Annotated in this window: 16 protein-coding genes; 8 read left to right on the forward strand and 8 right to left on the reverse strand. The window is 70.4% G+C overall.

The features are described 5' to 3' along the window. Window positions 1–40 precede the first annotated feature (40 nt). A complete protein-coding gene (locus BR31_RS0122230) occupies window positions 41–1,828 on the forward strand; it encodes an AMP-dependent synthetase/ligase (RefSeq protein ID WP_027502912.1) in 1,788 nt (595 codons plus the stop codon). A 187-nt stretch (window positions 1,829–2,015) separates the two neighbouring features. On the opposite strand, the gene BR31_RS0122240 is transcribed toward BR31_RS0122230, so the two are convergent. The 3 genes from BR31_RS0122240 to BR31_RS0122255 form a co-directional block, all read right to left on the reverse strand. Then, window positions 2,016–2,801, reverse strand: coding sequence for an ESX secretion-associated protein EspG (locus BR31_RS0122240; RefSeq protein WP_027502913.1), 786 nt, complete (start codon window positions 2,799–2,801; stop codon window positions 2,016–2,018). Window positions 2,802–2,977: 176 nt separating this feature from the next. Next, window positions 2,978–3,733 carry a maleylpyruvate isomerase N-terminal domain-containing protein gene (locus BR31_RS0122250; protein ID WP_027502914.1) on the reverse strand — a complete coding sequence of 252 codons (756 nt, stop codon included), beginning with the start codon at window positions 3,731–3,733 and terminating at the stop codon, window positions 2,978–2,980. Further along, on the reverse strand, window positions 3,730–4,344 hold the full coding sequence (locus BR31_RS0122255; protein ID WP_027502915.1) for an alpha/beta hydrolase: 615 nt from the start codon (window positions 4,342–4,344) through the stop codon (window positions 3,730–3,732). The genes BR31_RS0122250 and BR31_RS0122255 overlap by 4 nt, the downstream gene beginning before the upstream one ends. Before the next feature lie 61 nt (window positions 4,345–4,405). On the opposite strand from BR31_RS0122255, the gene BR31_RS0122260 reads away from it, so the two are divergent. Further along, the gene (locus tag BR31_RS0122260; protein ID WP_027502916.1) at window positions 4,406–5,044 is read left to right on the forward strand and encodes a hypothetical protein; all 639 of its coding nucleotides are present in this window, start codon (window positions 4,406–4,408) and stop codon (window positions 5,042–5,044) included. Here the strand turns inward: BR31_RS0122260 and BR31_RS0122265 are convergent. Continuing rightward, a complete protein-coding gene (locus BR31_RS0122265; RefSeq protein WP_027502917.1) occupies window positions 5,041–5,802 on the reverse strand; it encodes an SIR2 family NAD-dependent protein deacylase in 762 nt (253 codons plus the stop codon). The two genes, BR31_RS0122260 and BR31_RS0122265, sit on opposite strands and share 4 nt — an antisense overlap. On the opposite strand from BR31_RS0122265, the gene BR31_RS29710 reads away from it, so the two are divergent. Continuing rightward, window positions 5,801–6,304: a uracil-DNA glycosylase family protein gene (locus BR31_RS29710; RefSeq protein WP_156042584.1), complete on the forward strand. Its 504-nt coding sequence runs from the start codon at window positions 5,801–5,803 to the stop codon at window positions 6,302–6,304. The two genes, BR31_RS0122265 and BR31_RS29710, sit on opposite strands and share 2 nt — an antisense overlap. A 70-nt stretch (window positions 6,305–6,374) precedes the next feature. After that, window positions 6,375–9,827 carry a TM0106 family RecB-like putative nuclease gene (locus BR31_RS0122275; RefSeq protein WP_027502918.1) on the forward strand — a complete coding sequence of 1,151 codons (3,453 nt, stop codon included), beginning with the start codon at window positions 6,375–6,377 and terminating at the stop codon, window positions 9,825–9,827. Here the strand turns inward: BR31_RS0122275 and BR31_RS0122280 are convergent. Both BR31_RS0122280 and BR31_RS0122285 read right to left on the reverse strand, forming a co-directional pair. After that, the gene (locus BR31_RS0122280; protein WP_027502919.1) at window positions 9,824–11,002 is read right to left on the reverse strand and encodes an amino acid deaminase/aldolase; all 1,179 of its coding nucleotides are present in this window, start codon (window positions 11,000–11,002) and stop codon (window positions 9,824–9,826) included. The two genes, BR31_RS0122275 and BR31_RS0122280, sit on opposite strands and share 4 nt — an antisense overlap. Before the next feature lie 75 nt (window positions 11,003–11,077). Continuing rightward, window positions 11,078–11,734: a TetR/AcrR family transcriptional regulator gene (locus BR31_RS0122285; protein ID WP_027502920.1), complete on the reverse strand. Its 657-nt coding sequence runs from the start codon at window positions 11,732–11,734 to the stop codon at window positions 11,078–11,080. A gap of 76 nt (window positions 11,735–11,810) precedes the next feature. Between BR31_RS0122285 and BR31_RS0122290 the strand changes: the two genes are divergently transcribed. Then, window positions 11,811–13,124, forward strand: coding sequence for a D-arabinono-1,4-lactone oxidase (locus BR31_RS0122290; protein ID WP_027502921.1), 1,314 nt, complete (start codon window positions 11,811–11,813; stop codon window positions 13,122–13,124). A 171-nt stretch (window positions 13,125–13,295) separates the two neighbouring features. Then, window positions 13,296–14,657, forward strand: a complete 1,362-nt coding sequence (locus BR31_RS29715) for an arylsulfatase (protein WP_037177792.1) — start codon at window positions 13,296–13,298, stop codon at window positions 14,655–14,657. Here the strand turns inward: BR31_RS29715 and BR31_RS29720 are convergent. Beyond that, window positions 14,654–15,097 carry a hypothetical protein gene (locus tag BR31_RS29720; protein ID WP_156042585.1) on the reverse strand — a complete coding sequence of 148 codons (444 nt, stop codon included), beginning with the start codon at window positions 15,095–15,097 and terminating at the stop codon, window positions 14,654–14,656. The two genes, BR31_RS29715 and BR31_RS29720, sit on opposite strands and share 4 nt — an antisense overlap. On the opposite strand from BR31_RS29720, the gene BR31_RS29725 reads away from it, so the two are divergent. Continuing rightward, window positions 15,092–15,781, forward strand: a complete 690-nt coding sequence (locus BR31_RS29725; protein ID WP_051637652.1) for a DUF3533 domain-containing protein — start codon at window positions 15,092–15,094, stop codon at window positions 15,779–15,781. The genes BR31_RS29720 and BR31_RS29725 overlap by 6 nt on opposite strands. A gap of 104 nt (window positions 15,782–15,885) precedes the next feature. Continuing rightward, window positions 15,886–17,055 carry a thiolase family protein gene (locus BR31_RS0122310; protein WP_027502922.1) on the forward strand — a complete coding sequence of 390 codons (1,170 nt, stop codon included), beginning with the start codon at window positions 15,886–15,888 and terminating at the stop codon, window positions 17,053–17,055. On the opposite strand, the gene BR31_RS0122315 is transcribed toward BR31_RS0122310, so the two are convergent. Then, window positions 17,052–18,026 (reverse strand): adenosine deaminase, encoded by a 975-nt coding sequence (locus BR31_RS0122315; RefSeq protein ID WP_027502923.1) that lies wholly within the window; start codon window positions 18,024–18,026, stop codon window positions 17,052–17,054. The two genes, BR31_RS0122310 and BR31_RS0122315, sit on opposite strands and share 4 nt — an antisense overlap. Between the last annotated feature and the right edge of the window lie 5 nt (window positions 18,027–18,031).

An 18,031-nucleotide genomic window follows, 5' to 3' on the forward strand; every position in this document is an offset into this window, starting at 1 on the left:
ATGCACACTCCACACGTCAGTAGTACCTGGAGGGGTCACAGTGCGAGAGTTCGAAGTTCCGGCGTCGTTTTCCATCCCGGAAGACATCTCGATGGCCGATACGGTGTTCCGCCTCGAAAAGGAGAGCCCCCAGCACGTACCCTTCAAGCGGCTGGTCGACGGCGCCTGGGTCAACGTCACCGCGGCCGAGTTCGCAGCGCAGGTCAAGGGCGTCGCCAAGGGCCTGATGGCCTCCGGGATCGCGCTCGGTGATCGCGTCGCCATCCTGTCCGCCACCCGCTACGAGTGGGTCGTGCTGGACTACGCCATCTGGACCGCGGGCGGCTGCACCGTCGCGATCTACGAGACCTCCTCGGCCGACCAGGCGCAGTGGATCCTCGAGGACTCCGCCACCTCCATCCTGGTTGTCGAGACCGCCAAGCACGCCGCCACCGTCAAGGACGTCGCCGAGGCTGCCCCCGCGCTGCGGGAGATGCTGCAGATCGAGGCGGGAGCCCTCGACGAGCTCACCGCCCGCGGCTCCGCCATCACCGACGAGGAGCTGCACGAGCGCCGCGGGCAGGTGAACGCCTCCTCCCCCGCCACGCTCATCTACACCTCCGGCACCACCGGCCGCCCCAAGGGCGTCCAGCTCACCCACTCCAACTTCTACGCCGAGTCCAAGGCCGTGAAGATCGCGCTGGACGACGCGATGTACGAGGGCCAGAGCACCCTGATGTTCCTGCCGCTGGCGCATGTGTTCGCCCGCGCCATCTCCTTCGGCGCCTTCGACAACAAGGTGACCGTCGGTCACACCGCCGACATCAGCACCCTGCTCGAGCAGTTCGCGACGTTCAAGCCGAACTTCATCCTCTCGGTGCCGCGCGTGTTCGAGAAGGTGTACAACTCCGCCAAGCAGAAGGCCGAGGACGGCGGCAAGGGCAAGATCTTCGCGAAGGCCGCAGACACCGCCATCGCATGGAGCGAGGCCCAGGACACCGGCGGCGCCGGCCTCGGACTCAAGCTCAAGCACGCCCTGTTCGACAAGCTGGTCTACGGCAAGCTGCGGGCGGCGCTCGGCGGCGAGTGTGACCGCGCGGTGTCCGGCGGCGCGGCGCTCGGCGCGCGACTCGGCCACTTCTTCCGGGGCATCGGCCTCCCGATCTACGAGGGCTACGGCCTCACCGAGACCAGCGCCGCGATCACCGTGAACACCACGACCGCCCAGAAGGTCGGCACCGTCGGCAAGCCGATCAACGGGCATGCGGCGAAGATCGCAGACGACGGCGAGCTGCTCGTGAAGGGCCCGGTCGTGTTCGGCGGCTACTGGCACAACGATGCGGCCACCGCGGATTCCATCCGCGACGGCTGGTTCCACACCGGCGACCTCGGTGCCATCGACTCGGAGGGCTTCGTCTCGATCACCGGTCGCAAGAAGGAGATCATCGTGACCGCAGGCGGCAAGAACGTCGCCCCTGCCGTGCTCGAGGACGCGCTGCGTGCCCACGCCCTGATCAGCCAGTGCCTGGTCGTCGGCGACGCGAAGCCGTTCATCGGCGCGCTGATCACCATCGACCCCGAGGCTCTGCCGGGTTGGCTCGAGCGCAACGGCATCGCCGCGGACACCCCGATCTCGGAGATCGTCAAGCACGCCGACCTGGTCGCCGAGATCGACGCCGCGGTGGCCGAGGGGAACAAGAAGGTCTCCAACCCGGAGCAGATCAAGAAGTACCGCATCCTCGATGTGGACTTCACCGTCGAGACCGGCGAGCTGACCCCCACCCTCAAGCTCAAGCGCAACATCATCCACCAGGAGTTCGCGACGGCAATCGAGGCCATTTACTCCTGAGCGGTCCCCGACCATGAGTGAATGGGTCGTCCCTCCGATCGGGGGGACGACCCATTCGGTTATCAGGAGGAGTGCCAGATGCTCAACCCGCAGGACGTACTCGTGTACGACCCGGTGACGACGTTCTTCAACAACCTCGCGCTCGCGCTCGGCTCGGCCGACGCGGTCATCATGACCTGATCGACGCTCAGTAGGTCGCCGGCAGATCCGCGCGCAGCTCCGCGGTGAAGTCGGCGACCGAGAGCGGCCGGATCTCGACCGCGGACTCGGTCCGCACCAGGTACCGACCGTCACCGCTCACGTCGATCCAGCTGAACGCCCGGCTCGCCGACGACGCGTCCTGGTCGAGCCCGGTGGTCACGGTCACCTGCCCCACCCCGTTCCGCGGCAGGTCCAGCAGCGCTCGGATACGGGCCGCCGAAGTCGCCGAGCGCACCGGCACCAAGAGTGAGGACCGGCGGCCGCCGCGAACCTCGGACACCGGAGCCCTCAGCGGCCTCCTGCCACCCGCCTCGGCCCCCGGCAACATGTCCGCGATGCGCTGGGCCAGCGTGTCCACCCCGCCGAGACACATCGCCAGGTCCCCGCCCGTGTCTGCGGTGAGCCCGGGTCGCTGCGCCACCACCACGGAGGTGCGCTCGCTCGCGCACCCGAGAACCCGGACCACGGCTGCAGGCCGACCATCCCATTCGGCGGTGAGCCGCCCGTCGCTAACCGCGGCAGGCAGGCCGTCGCTGATGGCGGCGCCGCCCTCCACCCCGAATATCTCCACTCGCACGGACGGTTTCGCGAGAATTCCCAGCGCAACGGTGAGCTCCGCGGAGCGATAGCCCTCGTACCAATCGGAGAGCACGCGAGCGTGCACGGCACCGTCGTCGACGGTGCGACGCACCTCCAGCGGGTACGGGAACCCGTCGTGTCCGGCCTCGCGCCAGGCGTGGTCGAACTCGTCCGGGCTGAGGTTCCACCGCATCCGGCTCAGACCCCCGGCACCGGAGCGACGAAGGCCGGCAGGAGGCCGTTCAGTTCGTTGCAGTTGTCCGAGGTCGCCATCGACACTCCATCCCTACTGTCCATCCCGACTACGTGCCCCTGTTCCGGTTGGACGCACACGCGCCCGACGCGGTTCCACCCGCCACGCTCGTCGGGCTAGATCCGGGCCGCATCCACCAACCGCTGCGCCACGGTGACGTCGCCGAACACCTCGAGCGCCGCGAGCGGTCGCCGCCGCCACATCGTCAGCAGCAGTTCCTGCGCGGTGCCGCGGACCGCGACGTCGCCCTTGGCGTGCCCGGCCTCGACCGTGATCCCATCGGGTCCGAACCGCAGCAGCCATTCTGCATCGTCGGTGTCGGTGCCGTGCAGGTGCACGGTCCTGCCGTGCAGCTCCTGCGGGATCCGATCGGCCGGCATGGCGCGGACCAACATCAGGCGGGCCCACTCGTCGACGCCGTCCGCGGCCGACTCCGCGGCGATGTCGGCCGGCGGGGGTCCGCCCGCGGCGTGCAGGGCGTCGGCCGCGTCCACCCGGTGCACGGCCACCTCGTGGGCCTGCCTGCGCGCCCAGAACCCGACGGTGCCCGGACCCGCGAACGTCGGTGCCCCGCGGTCGAAATCATGGGCGTCGATCTCGGCCAGGAGCTGCTCGAGGGACTCTCGATACGCGGGCAGGCAGTCCGGGCCACGCGGCAGCGACTCAGGCTGCCCTGCCCCGTCCATCTCGGCTTCCGGCCCCGCCGCGAGCGTTGCCCGCACCCATCGGTGCACCTTCCCGGTGTGTCGCACGACCCGTTCCATGGTCCACCCCGGCACCGTGGGGACATGGGCGTCAAGCGCCTCGGCGGGCATCGCGGCGAGCCGCAGACCCTCGGTCCGCAGTGTCTCGAGGTGTTGGTCCGGTGTCATTCCTGAACGGTACCCAGCACGAAGGCCGCGACGTCGGAAGTCACGACCCGGTGCACCGGTTCGTGCAGCAGATCGTGACCGGCATCCGGATACTCGCGCATCGCGGCGGTCGGCAGCGCCGCCGCCCACGACCTGACCGGGTCGATCGGGGCCATCCTGTCGTCGACACCGTGCAGGGCCAGGATCGGCAACTGGGTCGCGATCGGCGGCCGGGTGGCGATGACGCGAGGGAGTGCGCTGAGCACGGCCGCGTCGAACCTCGCCGGCTCCGCCTCGATCGCGGCGAGCGCCGCAGCCGCGCCGAGCGAGTGCCCCATCACGACCACCGGTAGGTCCGGCCGCTGCTCCTCGGCGATCGCGGCGAGCCGCAGGGCATTGTCGCCCAGTCCTGGCAGCGGACCGATCACCCCGAGGTCGCCCTCCGACAGACCATGGCCGATGTGGTCGAGGGCCCACACCTCGATCCGCTGCGCCGACATGGCCCGTCCGAACCGGTGATAGTTACCGCTGTGCTGGCCCAACCCGTGCAGGAACACCAAGACAACGACCGGATCGGGCACCGGCCAATATCGATAGTGGACCTGCCCGCTGACCCCCGAGAAGAATGGCATCGGGACATTGTGCCGTCAGCGCACCGCGCGGCGGCACGAAATCATCTGAGATAGTCGACCGATGCCGCGACGGTTCCTCGCATGTGCCCCCACCCTCCTCCGCACCCTCGGCGCCGTCACGATCGGCGTCGCGGCGAGCGGATGTGGCGGCGCGGGCATCGAGGGGACGGCGGTCGCCGCCGAGGGCTGGGGCGCCCCCGCCACGTCCAGGGAGCAGGCGCCGACGCGACAGCCGACTCCGGGTGCCGCCACCGACACCGCCCGGATCGCCGCCGGGGCCGCAGTCGACCCCGAGACCTACCACGACGCGAAGGAGACCGACTCCTCCCCCGCCGCGCCCACCATCGGGTTCCACTTCACGACACCGAGCGGCAACATCCGCTGCTCGACGCCGAAGGAGCCGACCGTCCTGCTCTGCGAGGTCGCCGACCACACCTATCCGTCCGCGGCCAAACCCGCGGACGCGAAGGAACCGTGCCAGTGGTTCCCCGACTACGCGATGCTCACCGACGAGGGCGTCGGCGCGGGTGTGTGTCTGCCAAGGCCGCTGGTCACCCGGGGCAGCAAGGTACTGCCGTACGGCAGCAGCATCAGGATGGGCGCCTTCGGCTGTCTGAGCACCGAGGGCGGATTGCTCTGCGCCAATGAGGTTTCCGGGCACGGCTACCAGCTCAGCCGTGAGGCGCTGCGGACCTTCTAGGACGAAGCGCAGGCCGCCACCAGCGCAGGCAACGCCTCGGCCGCGGTGGCCCGCCAGGAATGGGTCGCCACGGCGGTCAATTCGGTTGGCTCCGGATTGATCTCGACCACCGTCGCACCCGACGCGGCCGCCCGCGCGGGGAGTTCGGCCGCCGGGTACACCATCCCGGATGTGCCGACGACCACCATGAGGTCGCACCCCTCGACGGCGCGCTCCGCGACCTCCCACACCGCCTGCGGCAACTGCTCGCCGAACCACACCACACCCGGCCGGACCGCAGCGCCACACGCGGCACACTCCGGTGGCGAAAGACGTTCCACCGGGACCCGATCCGGACCGACGTCGACGTGTGCCGCCGTTCCGCACGCACTGCACCGCGGCGCGAACAGGCTGCCGTGCAGGTGCGCGGCGACGTCGGAGCCTGCCCGCTCGTGTAGATCGTCGACGTTCTGGGTGACCACGGCCACCTCGGCGAACCGTGCCCAGTCCGCCACGGCGCGGTGGCCTGCGTTCGGCTGGACCCGCCGCACCAGCGCGCTGCGCCACTCGTACCAGGCCCACACCAGCTCGGGATCGCGCTCCCACGCCTGCGGGGTGGCCAGCTCGGTCGGGTCGAACCGCTGCCACAGCCCGGTGAGCGCGTCACGGAACGTCGGCACGCCGGACTCGGCGGACATACCCGCCCCGGAGAACACCACCACTCGGCCCGCGGTACGGGCCGCGTCGACCAGCGCCGGATCGGGTTCAATAGGGCTCATGTCGACGATTGTGCCCGGATACGGCGACACCCTGCCCAAGCTGCTGATCGTGGACCCGGCGCCGGACCCGGCCGCGGAGGACCGGATCGCAGGGGCGCTGCACCGCATCGGTGTCGCCTCAAGGCCAACCGGCCTGCGTGCGGCAGGCCAGCACCTGTTCGGGACCCGGATCGTCTCCGCGGTCGGCGACGCGTCGTGGCTGGAACGGGAGTACGCCGAGGTGCGCCCGTGGGTCCGGGTGATCGTCGCGCTCGGACCGGCAGGCTGGGACGCGACACTGCGCGCGCTCGGGGCAGCGGGCGTCGTACCGCCGGAGCCCGCTCCCGGATTCGCGCCCGGCGCCCGGCTGACGCTCACCCCCGGCGACGGTCGCCCGGTGACGGTGCTCGGGGTCCACCACCCCGCCGACCCGGCCCAGCCAGGGGAGCCCACACTCGACGCCGAGCTGACGACGGCCCAGGCACTGGCCGGGATCTCCGCGGCCTGCGGCGGACGCGGCTGACGATCGACCGCGCCCGGATCTGGGTGGCGTTCACCCGGATCGGTCGGTGCCGTCTGCGATAGTCGTCCCCGTGTTCCTCCTCGACGACGTGTTGATCCACAGCGCCAGCGATCTGTCGCAGGCCGCAGCCTGCGAGTACGCACTGCTGCGCCGCCTCGACGTCAAGCTGGGGCGGTCCGAGCCCGAAGGCCAGGACCGCGAGGACCCGATGCTGGCACGCACCTCCGGACTCGGCGACGCCCACGAGCGGCGGCAGCTCGACCTGTACGTCGAGCGGTTCGGCGACGGCGTGGTCCGCATCGACCGGCCGCGCGTGGACTGGGAGGAGCTGACCCGGGCGAACAAGGCCACCATCGCGGCCGCGCGGGCCGGCGCGGACGTGATCTACCAGGGCACCTTCTTCGACGGCCGGTTCCTCGGTTTCTGCGACTTCCTGGTGCGCGAGGACGGCCGGTACGCGGTGTACGACACGAAGCTCGCGCGGCGGGCCAACGTCAGTGCGCTGCTGCAGCTCGCGGCCTATGCCGACGCGCTCGCCGCCGACGGGATCGAACCCGCGCCGCTCGCGCACCTCGTCCTCGGGGACAACAGCGTCTCCTCGCATCGGCTCGCCGACATCACCCCGGTGTACCGGCAGCGCCTCGACGAGCTGCTGCGGGTGCTCGACGGACACCGGCGGGACGGCGGCCCCGTCTCCTGGGCTGACCCTCGGTACTCGGCGTGCGGGCGCTGCGAGCACTGCGCCCCCGAGGTGACCAGGCAGCGCGACCTGCTGCTGGTCGCGGGGATGCGGACCTCGCAGCGGGACAAGCTGATCCGCGGCGGCATCGGTGACCTCGACTCGCTCGCCGCATCGTCGGTTCCGGTCGAGGGCCTGAGCAGGCACACCTTCGACTCGCTGCGGGCGCAGGCGGCGGCACAGGTCCGCCAGGAGCGCACAGGCGCACCGGTGTTCGAGGTGATCGACGGCGCCCGGTCGCTGGCCTCGATCCCGGCCCCCGATCCGGGCGACATCTTCTTCGACTTCGAGGGCGATCCGATGTGGGCCGAGGACGGGTCGCCGGACTGGGGTCTGGAGTACCTGTTCGGCGTCGTCGAGGCGGACTCCGGGGCCTTCCGCCCGTTCTGGGCACACGACCGCGCGCAGGAACGCCGCGCCCTGATCGACTTCCTTGACTACGTCGCCGAGCGGCGCGCGCGGTTCCCGGGCATGCACGTCTACCACTACGCGGCCTACGAGAAGAGCGCCCTGCTGCGCCTGGCGGGCCGCTACGGCGTCGGCGAGGAGGCGGTCGACACGCTGTTGCGGGAGAACGTGTTGGTCGACCTGTACCCGGTGGTCCGCGGCTCGGTCCGGGTCGGCGCGCCGTCGTACTCGATCAAGAAGCTCGAGCCGCTCTACATGGGTGAGCAGCTGCGCGGCGGTGACGTCACCGATGCCGCCGCCTCGATCGTCGCCTACGCCGACTACTGCGAGCTGCGCGACACCGGGCGGACCGCGGCGGCCGAGGCCCTGCTCGGCGACATCGCCGACTACAACGAGTACGACTGCGTGTCCACGCACCGGCTGCGGGACTGGCTGCTCGGCATCGCCGCCCAGCACGGGGTGACGGCGCACCCCCAGCAGACCGCCGTCTCGGTGGTCGAGGAGCCCGATCCGTCCGAGCAGGCGCTGCGCGCATACGTCGGCGACACACTGCCCGGCCGCCGAACCGACGACCAGCAGGCAGCCGCCCTGATGGCCGCCGCGGTCGGCTATCACCGGCGTGAGCGAAAGCCCTTCTGGTGGGCACACTTCGACCGGCTCGCGCAGGTCCGGGCCGAGGAGGAGTGGGCGGACACCGCGGACGTGCTCGTCGCGCGGTCGACGAGCGTGCCCGAGGACTGGCACAAGAAGACCCCGCGGCAGAACCTGCGACGGCACCTCCGGCTCGTCGGCTCCTGGGGTGCAGGCTCAACCACCCGGCCGGGCGACAAGGTGTTCGCCCTGTACGACGCCACCACCGGCATCGGATCGGAGGACCTCCGCACCCGCGGCACCACCGACGTCACGGTGATCTCCTGCACCGAGGAGGCCGACCCGACAGGCGAGGTCCGCGACGTGGTGGTCGTCGAAGAGGTGCTGAAGCGGGGCGCGGAACCGCACACCGCGCTGCCGATCGCGCTCGCTCCCGGTCGGCCGGTGCCGACCCAGCGCATCGAGGCCGCGATCGCCGGGCAGGCCGCCGCCATGGCCGCCGAGCTACCGGCGATGCCCGCAACGGCGGCGGTGGACATCCTGCGCCGGATCCCGCCGCGCACCCGCTCGGGCGCACCGCTGCCCACCGCCGATCCCGACCGGCGCGCGGCCGCGATCACCGCGGCGCTGCTCGACCTCGACGATTCCTACCTCGCCGTGCAGGGCCCGCCCGGCACCGGCAAGACCCACACCGGCGCCGCGGTGGTCGCGGACCTGGTCACCCGGCACGGCTGGCGGGTCGGGGTCGTCGCGCAGTCCCATTCGGTGGTCGAGAACATGCTCGATGCGGTGGTGCGGTCCGGCGTCCCCGGCGAGCGGGTCGCCAAGAAGCCCGGCTCGGGGCTCGCCGCCGACCCGGCCTGGACGAAGCTCGATCCCAACGACTTTCCCGCGTTCCTCGCCGAGCACGGCCAGGCGGGCTGCGTGATCGGCGGCACCGCATGGGATTTCGCACACGCCGACCGGGTACCGCCCGGCAGTCTCGACCTGCTGGTGGTCGACGAGGCAGGCCAATTCGCCCTCGCCAACACCGTGGCGGTCGGCATCTCCGCGCGCAATCTCCTGCTGCTGGGCGACCCGCAGCAGTTGCCGCAGGTCAGCCAGGGCACCCACCCGGAGCCGGTCGACACGTCGGCGCTGGGTTGGCTGGCGCAGGGCCACGGCGCCCTACCTCCGGAGCTCGGCTACTTCCTGGACCGGACGTGGCGGATGCATCCGGGGGTGTGCGAGGCCGTGTCGATGCTGTCCTACGACGGCCGGCTCCGATCCCAGGAGTCGGTCACCACGCAACGGGCACTCGCGGGCGTCGAGCCAGGCGTCGCGGCGCTGTACGTCGAGCACCACGGCAACGCCACCAGCTCCACCGAGGAGGCCGCCGCGATCCTCGCCGAGGCCAGGGCGCTGCTCGGCAGGGCCTGGACCGACGGCACCGACACCCGCCCGCTCGGCCAGTCGGACATCCTGGTGGTGGCGCCATACAACGCGCAGGTGAGCCTGCTCCGGCGAACCCTCGCCGACGCGGGGCTCGACGAGGTCCTGGTCGGCACCGTCGACAAGTTCCAGGGCCGCGAGGCCGCGGTGGTGCTCATGTCGATGACGGCGTCGTCGGTCGACGAGGTGCCCCGCGGCATGGGCTTCCTGCTGTCCAGGAACCGGCTGAACGTCGCGGTGTCGCGCGGGAAGTGGCGCGCGGTGGTCGTGCGCTCCCCCGAGCTCACCCGCTACCTGCCTTCCACGCCCGAGGGCCTGGCCGAGCTGGGCGCGTTCATGCGGACGCACGTCTAGCCGAAGCACTGCCCCTCACCGCGGAAGGTCGGCACCGTGGTGCGGGTCCCGTCGGCCTCGACCAGGTGCAGCTCGTTGAACCGCTCGCACAGCTCGCCCGCCTTGGCGTGCCGGAACCAGACCCGGTCCCCGATCTGGATGGCGGCGGCCGGATCACCGGTCACCGGGGTCTGTACCTCGCCCGCGCCCTCGTGCCTGGTGAGCTTGAGGCCCGCGGGCCAGACGGGGGTCGGCACCCGCGTGGGACCCGCAGGGCCCGAGGCGATGTAGCCGCCGCCGAACAGGGTGGCGATGCGGGACGTCGGCTTGCGGACCGCGGACAACGCGAAGTACACCGACGGACGCGGGGTGAAGGCGTTGTACCGATCGAAGAGCGTCGGCACGTACAACCCGGAGCCGGCCGTCACCTCGGTGACCGAGCTGTCGGCGGAGCTGACCTCGAGCGAGCCGGTGCCGCCGCTGTTGACGATCTGCAGCTCGCCGACGGCGGCAGTGACCGCATCGACGACGGCCGAGCGCCTGGTCGCGAGCTCGGCCGCGGAGGCCCGCTTGACCAGCCGGACCGGTGCGCTGGTGTCGGGCAGGCCGGCGATCTGCGCCTCGTAGAACATCACGCCGACCACGACGAACCCGCGGCGCTTGGCCTCGCGGGCGACGACCTCGGCCTCCTCGGGCGTCCGCAGCGGGGACCGCCGGACGCCGAGATGGAGGGGGCCCACCCGCAGCGAGGCGTCGATGTCGAGGCACACCCGGGCGGGCACCGAGGTGCTGCCCGCCGCGTCGTGCAGCACCTCGAGCTGGGCCGGGTTGTCGACCATCAACGTGATCGACTCGAGCAGCACCGGGTCGGAGGCGAGCTCGGCGAGCGCACCCCTGTCGACGGTCGGGTACCCCATGAGCACGTCGCGCGCGCCGAGCCGCACCAGCCAGATCGCCTCGCGCAGCGAGTAGGACATGATGCCCCGGAATCCACCCTGCGCGGTGAGCCCGGAGCCAAGGGTCTCCTCGAGCACCGCCCGGCAGCGGACCGACTTGCTGGCCACCCGGACCGGGGTGCCACCGGCGCGCCGGACGAGGTCCGCGGCGTTGGTGCGTAGCGTGCCCAGGTCCACCGCGGCCAGCGGCGGATCGAGTTCACGGGTAGCGGCGTCCAGCCGTTCGCGGGTGGAGGTCATGGCGTAGGAGTCCAGCCGTTCGCGGGTCGAGGTCATGGCCAGAGTCAACCACTCAGTTGGACGAGTGTCCAGGTTTTAGCCCTGCTCGGTTTCCGCCTCGACCGCCTTCATGGCGATCATCTGCACCGCGTCGTCGAGCTGGGCGATCACCGCCTCGCCGTCGCGGTCGACGAGCCACCGCAGCACGATGCCGTCGATCACCGCCAGGCAGAAGCGGGCGATGTGTTCGACCGGCTCGGTCCAGGTGGTCCCGGTGTACCGGGCCGTCTCCTCGAGGAAGGCGGTCGCCTCGACGTCCATGGTCTGGTACTGCAGGGAGGCGATGGATCCGGCGAGCTCGGCACCCGCGGCCTGCTGCCTGAGTCCGTACGCGGTGATCTCATAGGTGAGCAACTGCCGGTTCGGCGTCATCTCGATGAGCGGCCACATATTGGACAGGCCGCTGTGCAGCACCTCGCGCAGGCCACGCAGGCCGCTCTGGTCGCCCTCTCCCTGCGCCGTGCCGAATGCGTACCGCAGCGCACCGCTGAGCTGGAGAACGAGGGCCTCGCCCATGGCGGCGACCAGCGCCTCCTTGTTCTCGAAGCAATAGTGGACCACCCCGAGCGAGACCCCCGCCTCCTCGGCGACGGCACGAATGGTGACGGAGTTGATCCCGGTGCGCTCCGCGATACCCATCGCGGACTCGACGAGTTGGGCGCGACGTTCGTCCGCAGGAAGCCTATTCAGCATCTGCCGATCCTAGAACGCCGGAGCCAGTTCCGTAGAAGGTGTTGACCTGGACGATCGTCCAGGAGATAGTGAGTGAATGGAATCACATTTCTGGCAGAACTGGGCCGGCTGCGCGAGCGCACGGCCCACTCGCCTCGCCGCGCCCGCGACTGTCGCGGAGCTGAGTGACGAGATCACCCGCGCCGCAGCGGAAGGCTTGCACGTCAAGTGCATTGGTGCCGGACATTCCTTCACGCCGGTCGCGGTCACCGACGGCGTGCAGATCAGCCTGGACAACCTTACGGGGATCCAGTCCGTGATCCCGGTGGAACCGTCGGGCGCCCTCGTCACGGTTCTCGCGGGCACCCGCCTGAACGAACTCAATCCCACATTGTGGTCTCTGGGTCTCGCGATGACGAACCTCGGCGACATCGACGTGCAGTCCATCGCGGGCGCGATCTCGACCGGCACCCACGGCACGGGCGCCCGTTTCGGTGGCCTGGCCACCCAGGTGCGCGGGCTGCAGATCGTGCTGGCGGACGGCTCGGTGGTGAACTGCTCCGCCGAGGAAAACGCCGAACTGTTCAACGCGGCGCGGCTCGGCCTCGGGGCGCTCGGCGTCATCGCGTCCATGACGCTGCTGTGCGAACCCGCCTACGCCATGCGCGCGGTCGAGGCCCCCGCACGGCTGAGCGAGACCATGGAACGGATCGACGAGCACGCCAACGGCGTCGACCACTTCGAGTTCTACTGGTTCCCGCACACCGACCGGGTGCTGACCAAGCACAACACGCGCCTCCCCGGCGACACCCCACTCACCCCGGTCAACAAGATCCGCGGCTACATCGACGACGAGCTGCTCTCCAACACCCTGTTCGAGGGCGTCAACCGGGTTGCCACCCGGTTCCCCGGCGCGATTCCGCGGATCAACAACGTCTCCTCGCGGGCGCTCTCGGCGCGCGAGTTCACCGATCGCAACTACGCGGTGTTCGCCTCCCCGCGCCGGGTTCGGTTCCGCGAGATGGAGTACGCGATCCCCGCCGAGGCGCTTCCCGAGACGCTCCGTGAGATCGACGGCTGGCTGCAGAAGTCCGACTTCCGGGTCGCCTTCCCGGTCGAGGTCCGCTTCGCCGCGGCCGACGATGTCTGGCTGTCGACCGCGAACGGTCGCGACTCCGCCTACATCGCCGTGCACCAGTACCACCGTCGCGATCACACCGAGTACTTCAACGCCGTTGAGTCGATCGCGCGCGCCGTCGACGGACGACCGCACTGGGGCAAGCTGCACTCGCGCACCGCGGCGGACCTGCAGCCGACCTACGCGCACTTCGACGAGTTCCGTTCGGTGCGGGACAAGTACGACCCGGCTCGTGTGTTCGACAACGCCTACCTGCGCCAGGTGCTCGGCTAGGTAGCCGCCCGGGCGAGCGCGAGGAGGTCCGAGCAGGCGCCTCCTCGCGCAGCGGGCCAGAGACCGCGCTTTCGCCCCGCCTCCATCGCCGAGTGCCGATTGGCACTCCCCTCGCCGACGCGACTGGTCGATGATGATCGGAGGAAGCGGATACCGGAGGAGGGCCTGCTCATGACGCCGTCGACCGCACCCAATGTCGTCTTCATCCTCGTGGACAATTGCGGGTGGGGCGACTTCAGTTGTTACGGCGGGACCGTCCCGACGCCGCGGATCGATTCGCTCGCGGCCGACGGAATGCGCTTGAACAACTACACCGTCGAGGCGCAATGCACCCCGACGCGGTCAGCGATCTTGACCGGCCGCCTGCCGGTGCGATCGGGGACCACGAAGGTGCCGCTGCCCGGCCAGGGCGATTCCGGGCTTGCGCCCTGGGAGTACACATTGGCCGAGCTGTTCTCGGATGCGGGCTACGCCACCGGCGCCTTCGGCAAGTGGCATCTTGGTGAAACGCCTGGCCGATTACCCATCGACCAGGGCTTCGACGAGTGGTTCGGGATCAAGAACTCCTCCGATGAAGCGGGTTATTCGTCATACCCGCGCTTCGGCGAACTGGGAGTGCCCGAGCCCCAGTGGTGGGAGGGCATCAAGGGCAAATCGGTGACGGCGGCCGGTGTCTTCGACCGGGAGGCCAAGGATTTGGGGGACGAGAAGATCACCGCGCGCACGGTGGACTTCATTCGGCGGCACGCCGAGACGCAGAAGCCGTTCTTCGCGTACACCGCGCTTCTGCAGATTCATCCCCCCGTCGGCGTGCACCCGGATTTCGAGCACACGTCCGGTGGCGGACTGTATGCGGATTGCCTGACCGAGATCGACTTTCGCGTCGGCGAGATCCTGGATGCGATCGACGCCGCGGGCATCGCCCAGAACACCATCGTCGTTTTCAGCAGCGACAACGCCACCAGTCCCCTCAAAGGCTCGGACGGCGGGTCGAATGGGCCGTGGCGGGGCGATTTCTTCAACCCGCCGTTCGAAGGCAGCTACCGGGTATCCGCCCTGATCCGATGGCCCGACCACATCCCCGCCGGACGACAGAGCCAAGAACTGCTCTCCGCGGTGGACTGGCTGCCAACACTGGCCGGGCTGGCCGGGCAGTCACAGCGGGTGCCGACCGACCGTCCCATCGATGGTGTCGATGCCGCCGACCATCTGTTGGGCAAGCAGGACACCTCCGGGAGGGATGCGGTCCTGTACTTCGGCCTCGACGGCCGGCTGATGTCGGTGAAGTGGCAGAACTTCAAGGTCGTCTTCCGCAAGTCCGACGCCATCGGTGAACCGATCACGGACGTACAGCTCCCGATGGTGTTCAACCTCATCGGAGATCCCGGGGAGCGCTTCAATCTCTGGGAGGTGTCGATGGACATGGGCTGGGTGATGCGCCCGGTACAGGAACAGATCGCGCAATTCCAGCAGAGCGCGGCCGAGTACCCCCACATCGCGACGGGAGAAGACTTCAAGGGCTATCCCGACTAGGCCGACTCAGGACCGGTCGCCCTCGGCCGGCCGAGGCCGGCTTCGTCGGTCGCGCGAGCCCACACGGCCCGGCGGCGGGTCTCGTTCTCCTGCGCCAGGCGGCGCAGCACGGCGAGGACCGGTTCCAGCAGGAGTACGACGACGGCGGCGTGTTCGGCGAGCTTGAGGCGGTCCTCGCTGTCGTCGAGTTCCTCCAGGCGGTCGACGTCGAGCTTCGCGGCGCCTGCGGCCAGTTCGGCGTAGGGCACCAGGTCCCCGGTGCCGTAATCGACGCCGAGGCGACTGGGGTCCATGAGGCTCGCGGCGAGTGCCCGGCGGTGTGGGGAGTCGGGTGAGACGTCCCATCCCATGGCCTGTACGAGTGCGTCGACCCGTGGCGTCTGTTCGTCGACAGCGTCCGTCTCGTCCGCGTCAACGGGGGTGGGGAGTGCGTAGTGCACGACGCCGAGCGTCGCGAGCGGGTCGAGCGGTTCGTCGATCGCCGCGAGGACGTCGCGGGTGGCGGCGATGGACAGGCCGCCGCGGGCGGTCATGGCGCGGACACCGCCCTCGGCTACATCGCCAACGACAAGGGCCCGTTCCGCGTCGTCAATCCCGCCCAGCACACCACCCGGGTGCACCACTTCCTGGTCTGCTCGGCACTCATGATCGTCCTGTCCATGCTGACCTCAGCGCTCGCCATGGTGGCGGCCGTCGGCGTCATCGGCATCGACGCCTCGCACCTGCCCCTGCTGTGGATCTTCGGAACCTGTGCCACGGCCGCCATGGGCATCACCGCGCTGGCCCTGCTGGCCGTCCTCGGTACCCCGGGCCCCCTCGTCTCCATGCTGGTCCTGATCGGCCTGGCCATCCCGTCGGCAGGCGCCACGATCCCGCTCCAGGCCCTCCCGGACTTCTACCGCTTCCTTGCTGTCTTCGAACCGTTCCGCCAGGTGGTCGATGGCGTCCGGTCCATCCTCTACTTCGGGGCCAGGACCGACGCAGGTCTCGGCCGCGCTTGGATCATGGTCGGCCTCGGCTTCGTGGTGTCGCTCGCCTCGGGCCTCGCCCTCACGCGCCTCTACGACCGCCGCGGTCTGCACCGTTCGACTCCCTACCTGCCACAGCCTGCGGCCGTCGGCTAGCCGGGGACTCCCAGCAGTCGGGAAGGCTCGCCTGACATCATCCGGTAAATGATTAGATTCAATATCGAATTCGGCTGTGGCCGACGACAGAGAGCGAGTTGACCATGCGTGATGCGGTGATCGTCGAGGCCGTCCGAACCCCCGTCGGCAAGCGCGGCGGGGCACTGTCCGGCGTCCACGCCGTCGAGCTGTCCGCGCACGTGCTGCGCGCGATCGCGGCCCGCACCGGCATCGACCCGACCGTCGTCGACGACGTCCACTGGGGCAACGTGAACAGCGTCGGCATGCAGACCGGCAACATCGGCCGGATGGCCGTGCTTGGCGCGGGCTGGCCGGAGTCCATCCCCGGCTTCACCATGGACCGGCAGTGCGGCTCCTCGCAGCAGGCCATCTCCACCGCGGCCGCGACCGTCGTGTCCGGCCAGGCCGACGTGATCATCGCCGGCGGCGTCGAGATCATGTCCGCGGTGCCGCTCGGCTCGTCCGCGGTCCCCGGCACCGGCGACATGGGCGGCCCTGCCCGCGAGCGCTACGCGGACGCGCTGCAGGCGCCGGGCTTCAACGGCCGGTTCAACCAGGGCGTCGGCGCCGAGATCATCGCCGAGCAGTGGGGCATCTCGCGCACCGAGCTCGACGAGTACGCGGTGGCCTCGCACGAGCGCGCCGCCCGAGCCCAGGACGACGGCGCGTTCGCAGCCGAGATCGCCCCTGTCACCGTCGACGGCACGGTCGTCGACGCCGACGAGGGCATCCGCCGCGGCTCCACCGTCGAGAAGCTGGCCGGCCTCAAGGCCCCGTTCCGCGAGAACGGCGTCGTCACCGCGGGCAACGCCTCGCAGATCTCCGACGGCGCAGCGGCCGTGCTCATCATGACCTCGGAGAAGGCGAAGGCGCTCGGCCTGACCCCGCTCGCCCGGGTGCACACCGCCGTCGTCACCGGCGACGACCCGGTCAAGATGCTCACCGGCCCGATCCCCGCGACCGCGCTGGCGCTCAAGAGGTCCGGGCTGTCCATCGACGACATCGACGTCTTCGAGGTCAACGAGGCCTTCGCCTCGGTGCCGCTGGCCTGGCAGCGCGAGACCGGCGCCGCGTCGGACAAGTTGAACCCGCTCGGCGGCGCCATCTCCCTCGGCCACCCGCTCGGCGGATCCGGAGCCCGACTGGCCACCACCCTCGTGCACCACCTCCAGCGCACCGGCGCCCGGTACGGACTGCAGACCATGTGCGAGGGCGGCGGCACCGCGAACGCCACCATCTACGAGCGGATCTAGCGCCCCGCGCCTCCCAGCAGCTCGGCCTTGCGCTCCTGGGAGGCGAACGAGGCCCGGATCGAGTTGCGGGCCAGGGTCTCCCGCTCCTCGGCGGTCAGCCCCAGCTCGGCCTGCAGGCGCGCGAAGTTGTCGTCGACGTACCCGCCGAAATAGGCGGGGTCATCGGAGTTCACGGTGACCAGCAGGCCGGCCTCGAGCATGGTGCGCAGCGGGTGGTCGGCGAGCGTGTCGACCACCCGCAGCCGCACATTCGACAGCGGGCACACCGTCAGCGGGATCTGCTCCTCGACCAGGCGCGCCACCAGCTCGGCGTCCTCGAGGCAGCGCACCCCGTGGTCGACCCGCTCCACCTTGAGCACGTCCAGCGCCTGCCGGATGTACTCCGGCGGGCCCTCCTCCCCCGCATGGGCGACGGCCCGCAGCCCGTTGGCGCGGGCCCGCGCGAAAACGTCCTCGAACAGCGACGGCGGGTTGCCCACCTCCGCCGAATCGAGCCCGATGCCCAGCACCGGGACGTCGAGCCCGAGCAGCTCGTCGAGCATCGCCATGCCCTCCTCGGCAGGCCGGTCCCGCAGCACCGCGACGATGAGGTCACTGGTCAGACCGAACTCGGCCTCGCTGGCGCGGACGGCATCGCCGAGCCCGTCGAGGACCGCGCGCAGCGGCACCCCGCGCGCGGTGTGCGCCTGCGGGTTGAAGAAGATCTCGGCGTGCCCCACCCCGCCCGCGGCCGCGCGGGCGAAGTAGGCGCGGGCCAGGTCGGCGAAGTCCTGCTCGGTCCGCAGCACCGCCATGTTCGCGAAGTAGAGGTCCAGGAAGGACTGCAGGTCGCTGAACTCGTAGCGTCCACGCAGGTCATCGAGGTCCCGATAGGGCAGCTCCACCTTGTTGCGCTCGGCGAGCGCAAAGATCAGCTCCGGCTCGAGGGATCCCTCGATGTGCATGTGCAGCTCGGCGAGCGGGGTCGACACGATGT

It is taken from the genome of Rhodococcus sp. UNC363MFTsu5.1 (assembly GCF_000686785.1).
Lineage (GTDB): Bacteria > Actinomycetota > Actinomycetes > Mycobacteriales > Mycobacteriaceae > Rhodococcus_G > Rhodococcus_G maanshanensis.

What these genes read in the sequence shown, in the direction of transcription:
- BR31_RS0122285 (WP_027502920.1), bottom strand. Translation starts at nt 11,734, where the DNA reads ATGCTGAATAGGCTTCCTGCGGACGAACGTCGCGCCCAACTCGTCGAG.
- BR31_RS0122280 (WP_027502919.1), bottom strand. Translation starts at nt 11,002, where the DNA reads ATGACCTCCACCCGCGAACGGCTGGACGCCGCTACCCGTGAACTCGAT.
- BR31_RS0122310 (WP_027502922.1), top strand. Translation starts at nt 15,886, where the DNA reads ATGCGTGATGCGGTGATCGTCGAGGCCGTCCGAACCCCCGTCGGCAAG.
- BR31_RS0122250 (WP_027502914.1), bottom strand. Translation starts at nt 3,733, where the DNA reads ATGACACCGGACCAACACCTCGAGACACTGCGGACCGAGGGTCTGCGG.
- BR31_RS0122290 (WP_027502921.1), top strand. Translation starts at nt 11,811, where the DNA reads ATGGAATCACATTTCTGGCAGAACTGGGCCGGCTGCGCGAGCGCACGG.
- BR31_RS0122260 (WP_027502916.1), top strand. Translation starts at nt 4,406, where the DNA reads ATGCCGCGACGGTTCCTCGCATGTGCCCCCACCCTCCTCCGCACCCTC.
- BR31_RS29715 (WP_037177792.1), top strand. Translation starts at nt 13,296, where the DNA reads ATGACGCCGTCGACCGCACCCAATGTCGTCTTCATCCTCGTGGACAAT.
- BR31_RS0122265 (WP_027502917.1), bottom strand. Translation starts at nt 5,802, where the DNA reads ATGAGCCCTATTGAACCCGATCCGGCGCTGGTCGACGCGGCCCGTACC.
- BR31_RS29710 (WP_156042584.1), top strand. Translation starts at nt 5,801, where the DNA reads ATGTCGACGATTGTGCCCGGATACGGCGACACCCTGCCCAAGCTGCTG.
- BR31_RS0122240 (WP_027502913.1), bottom strand. Translation starts at nt 2,801, where the DNA reads ATGCGGTGGAACCTCAGCCCGGACGAGTTCGACCACGCCTGGCGCGAG.
- BR31_RS0122255 (WP_027502915.1), bottom strand. Translation starts at nt 4,344, where the DNA reads ATGCCATTCTTCTCGGGGGTCAGCGGGCAGGTCCACTATCGATATTGG.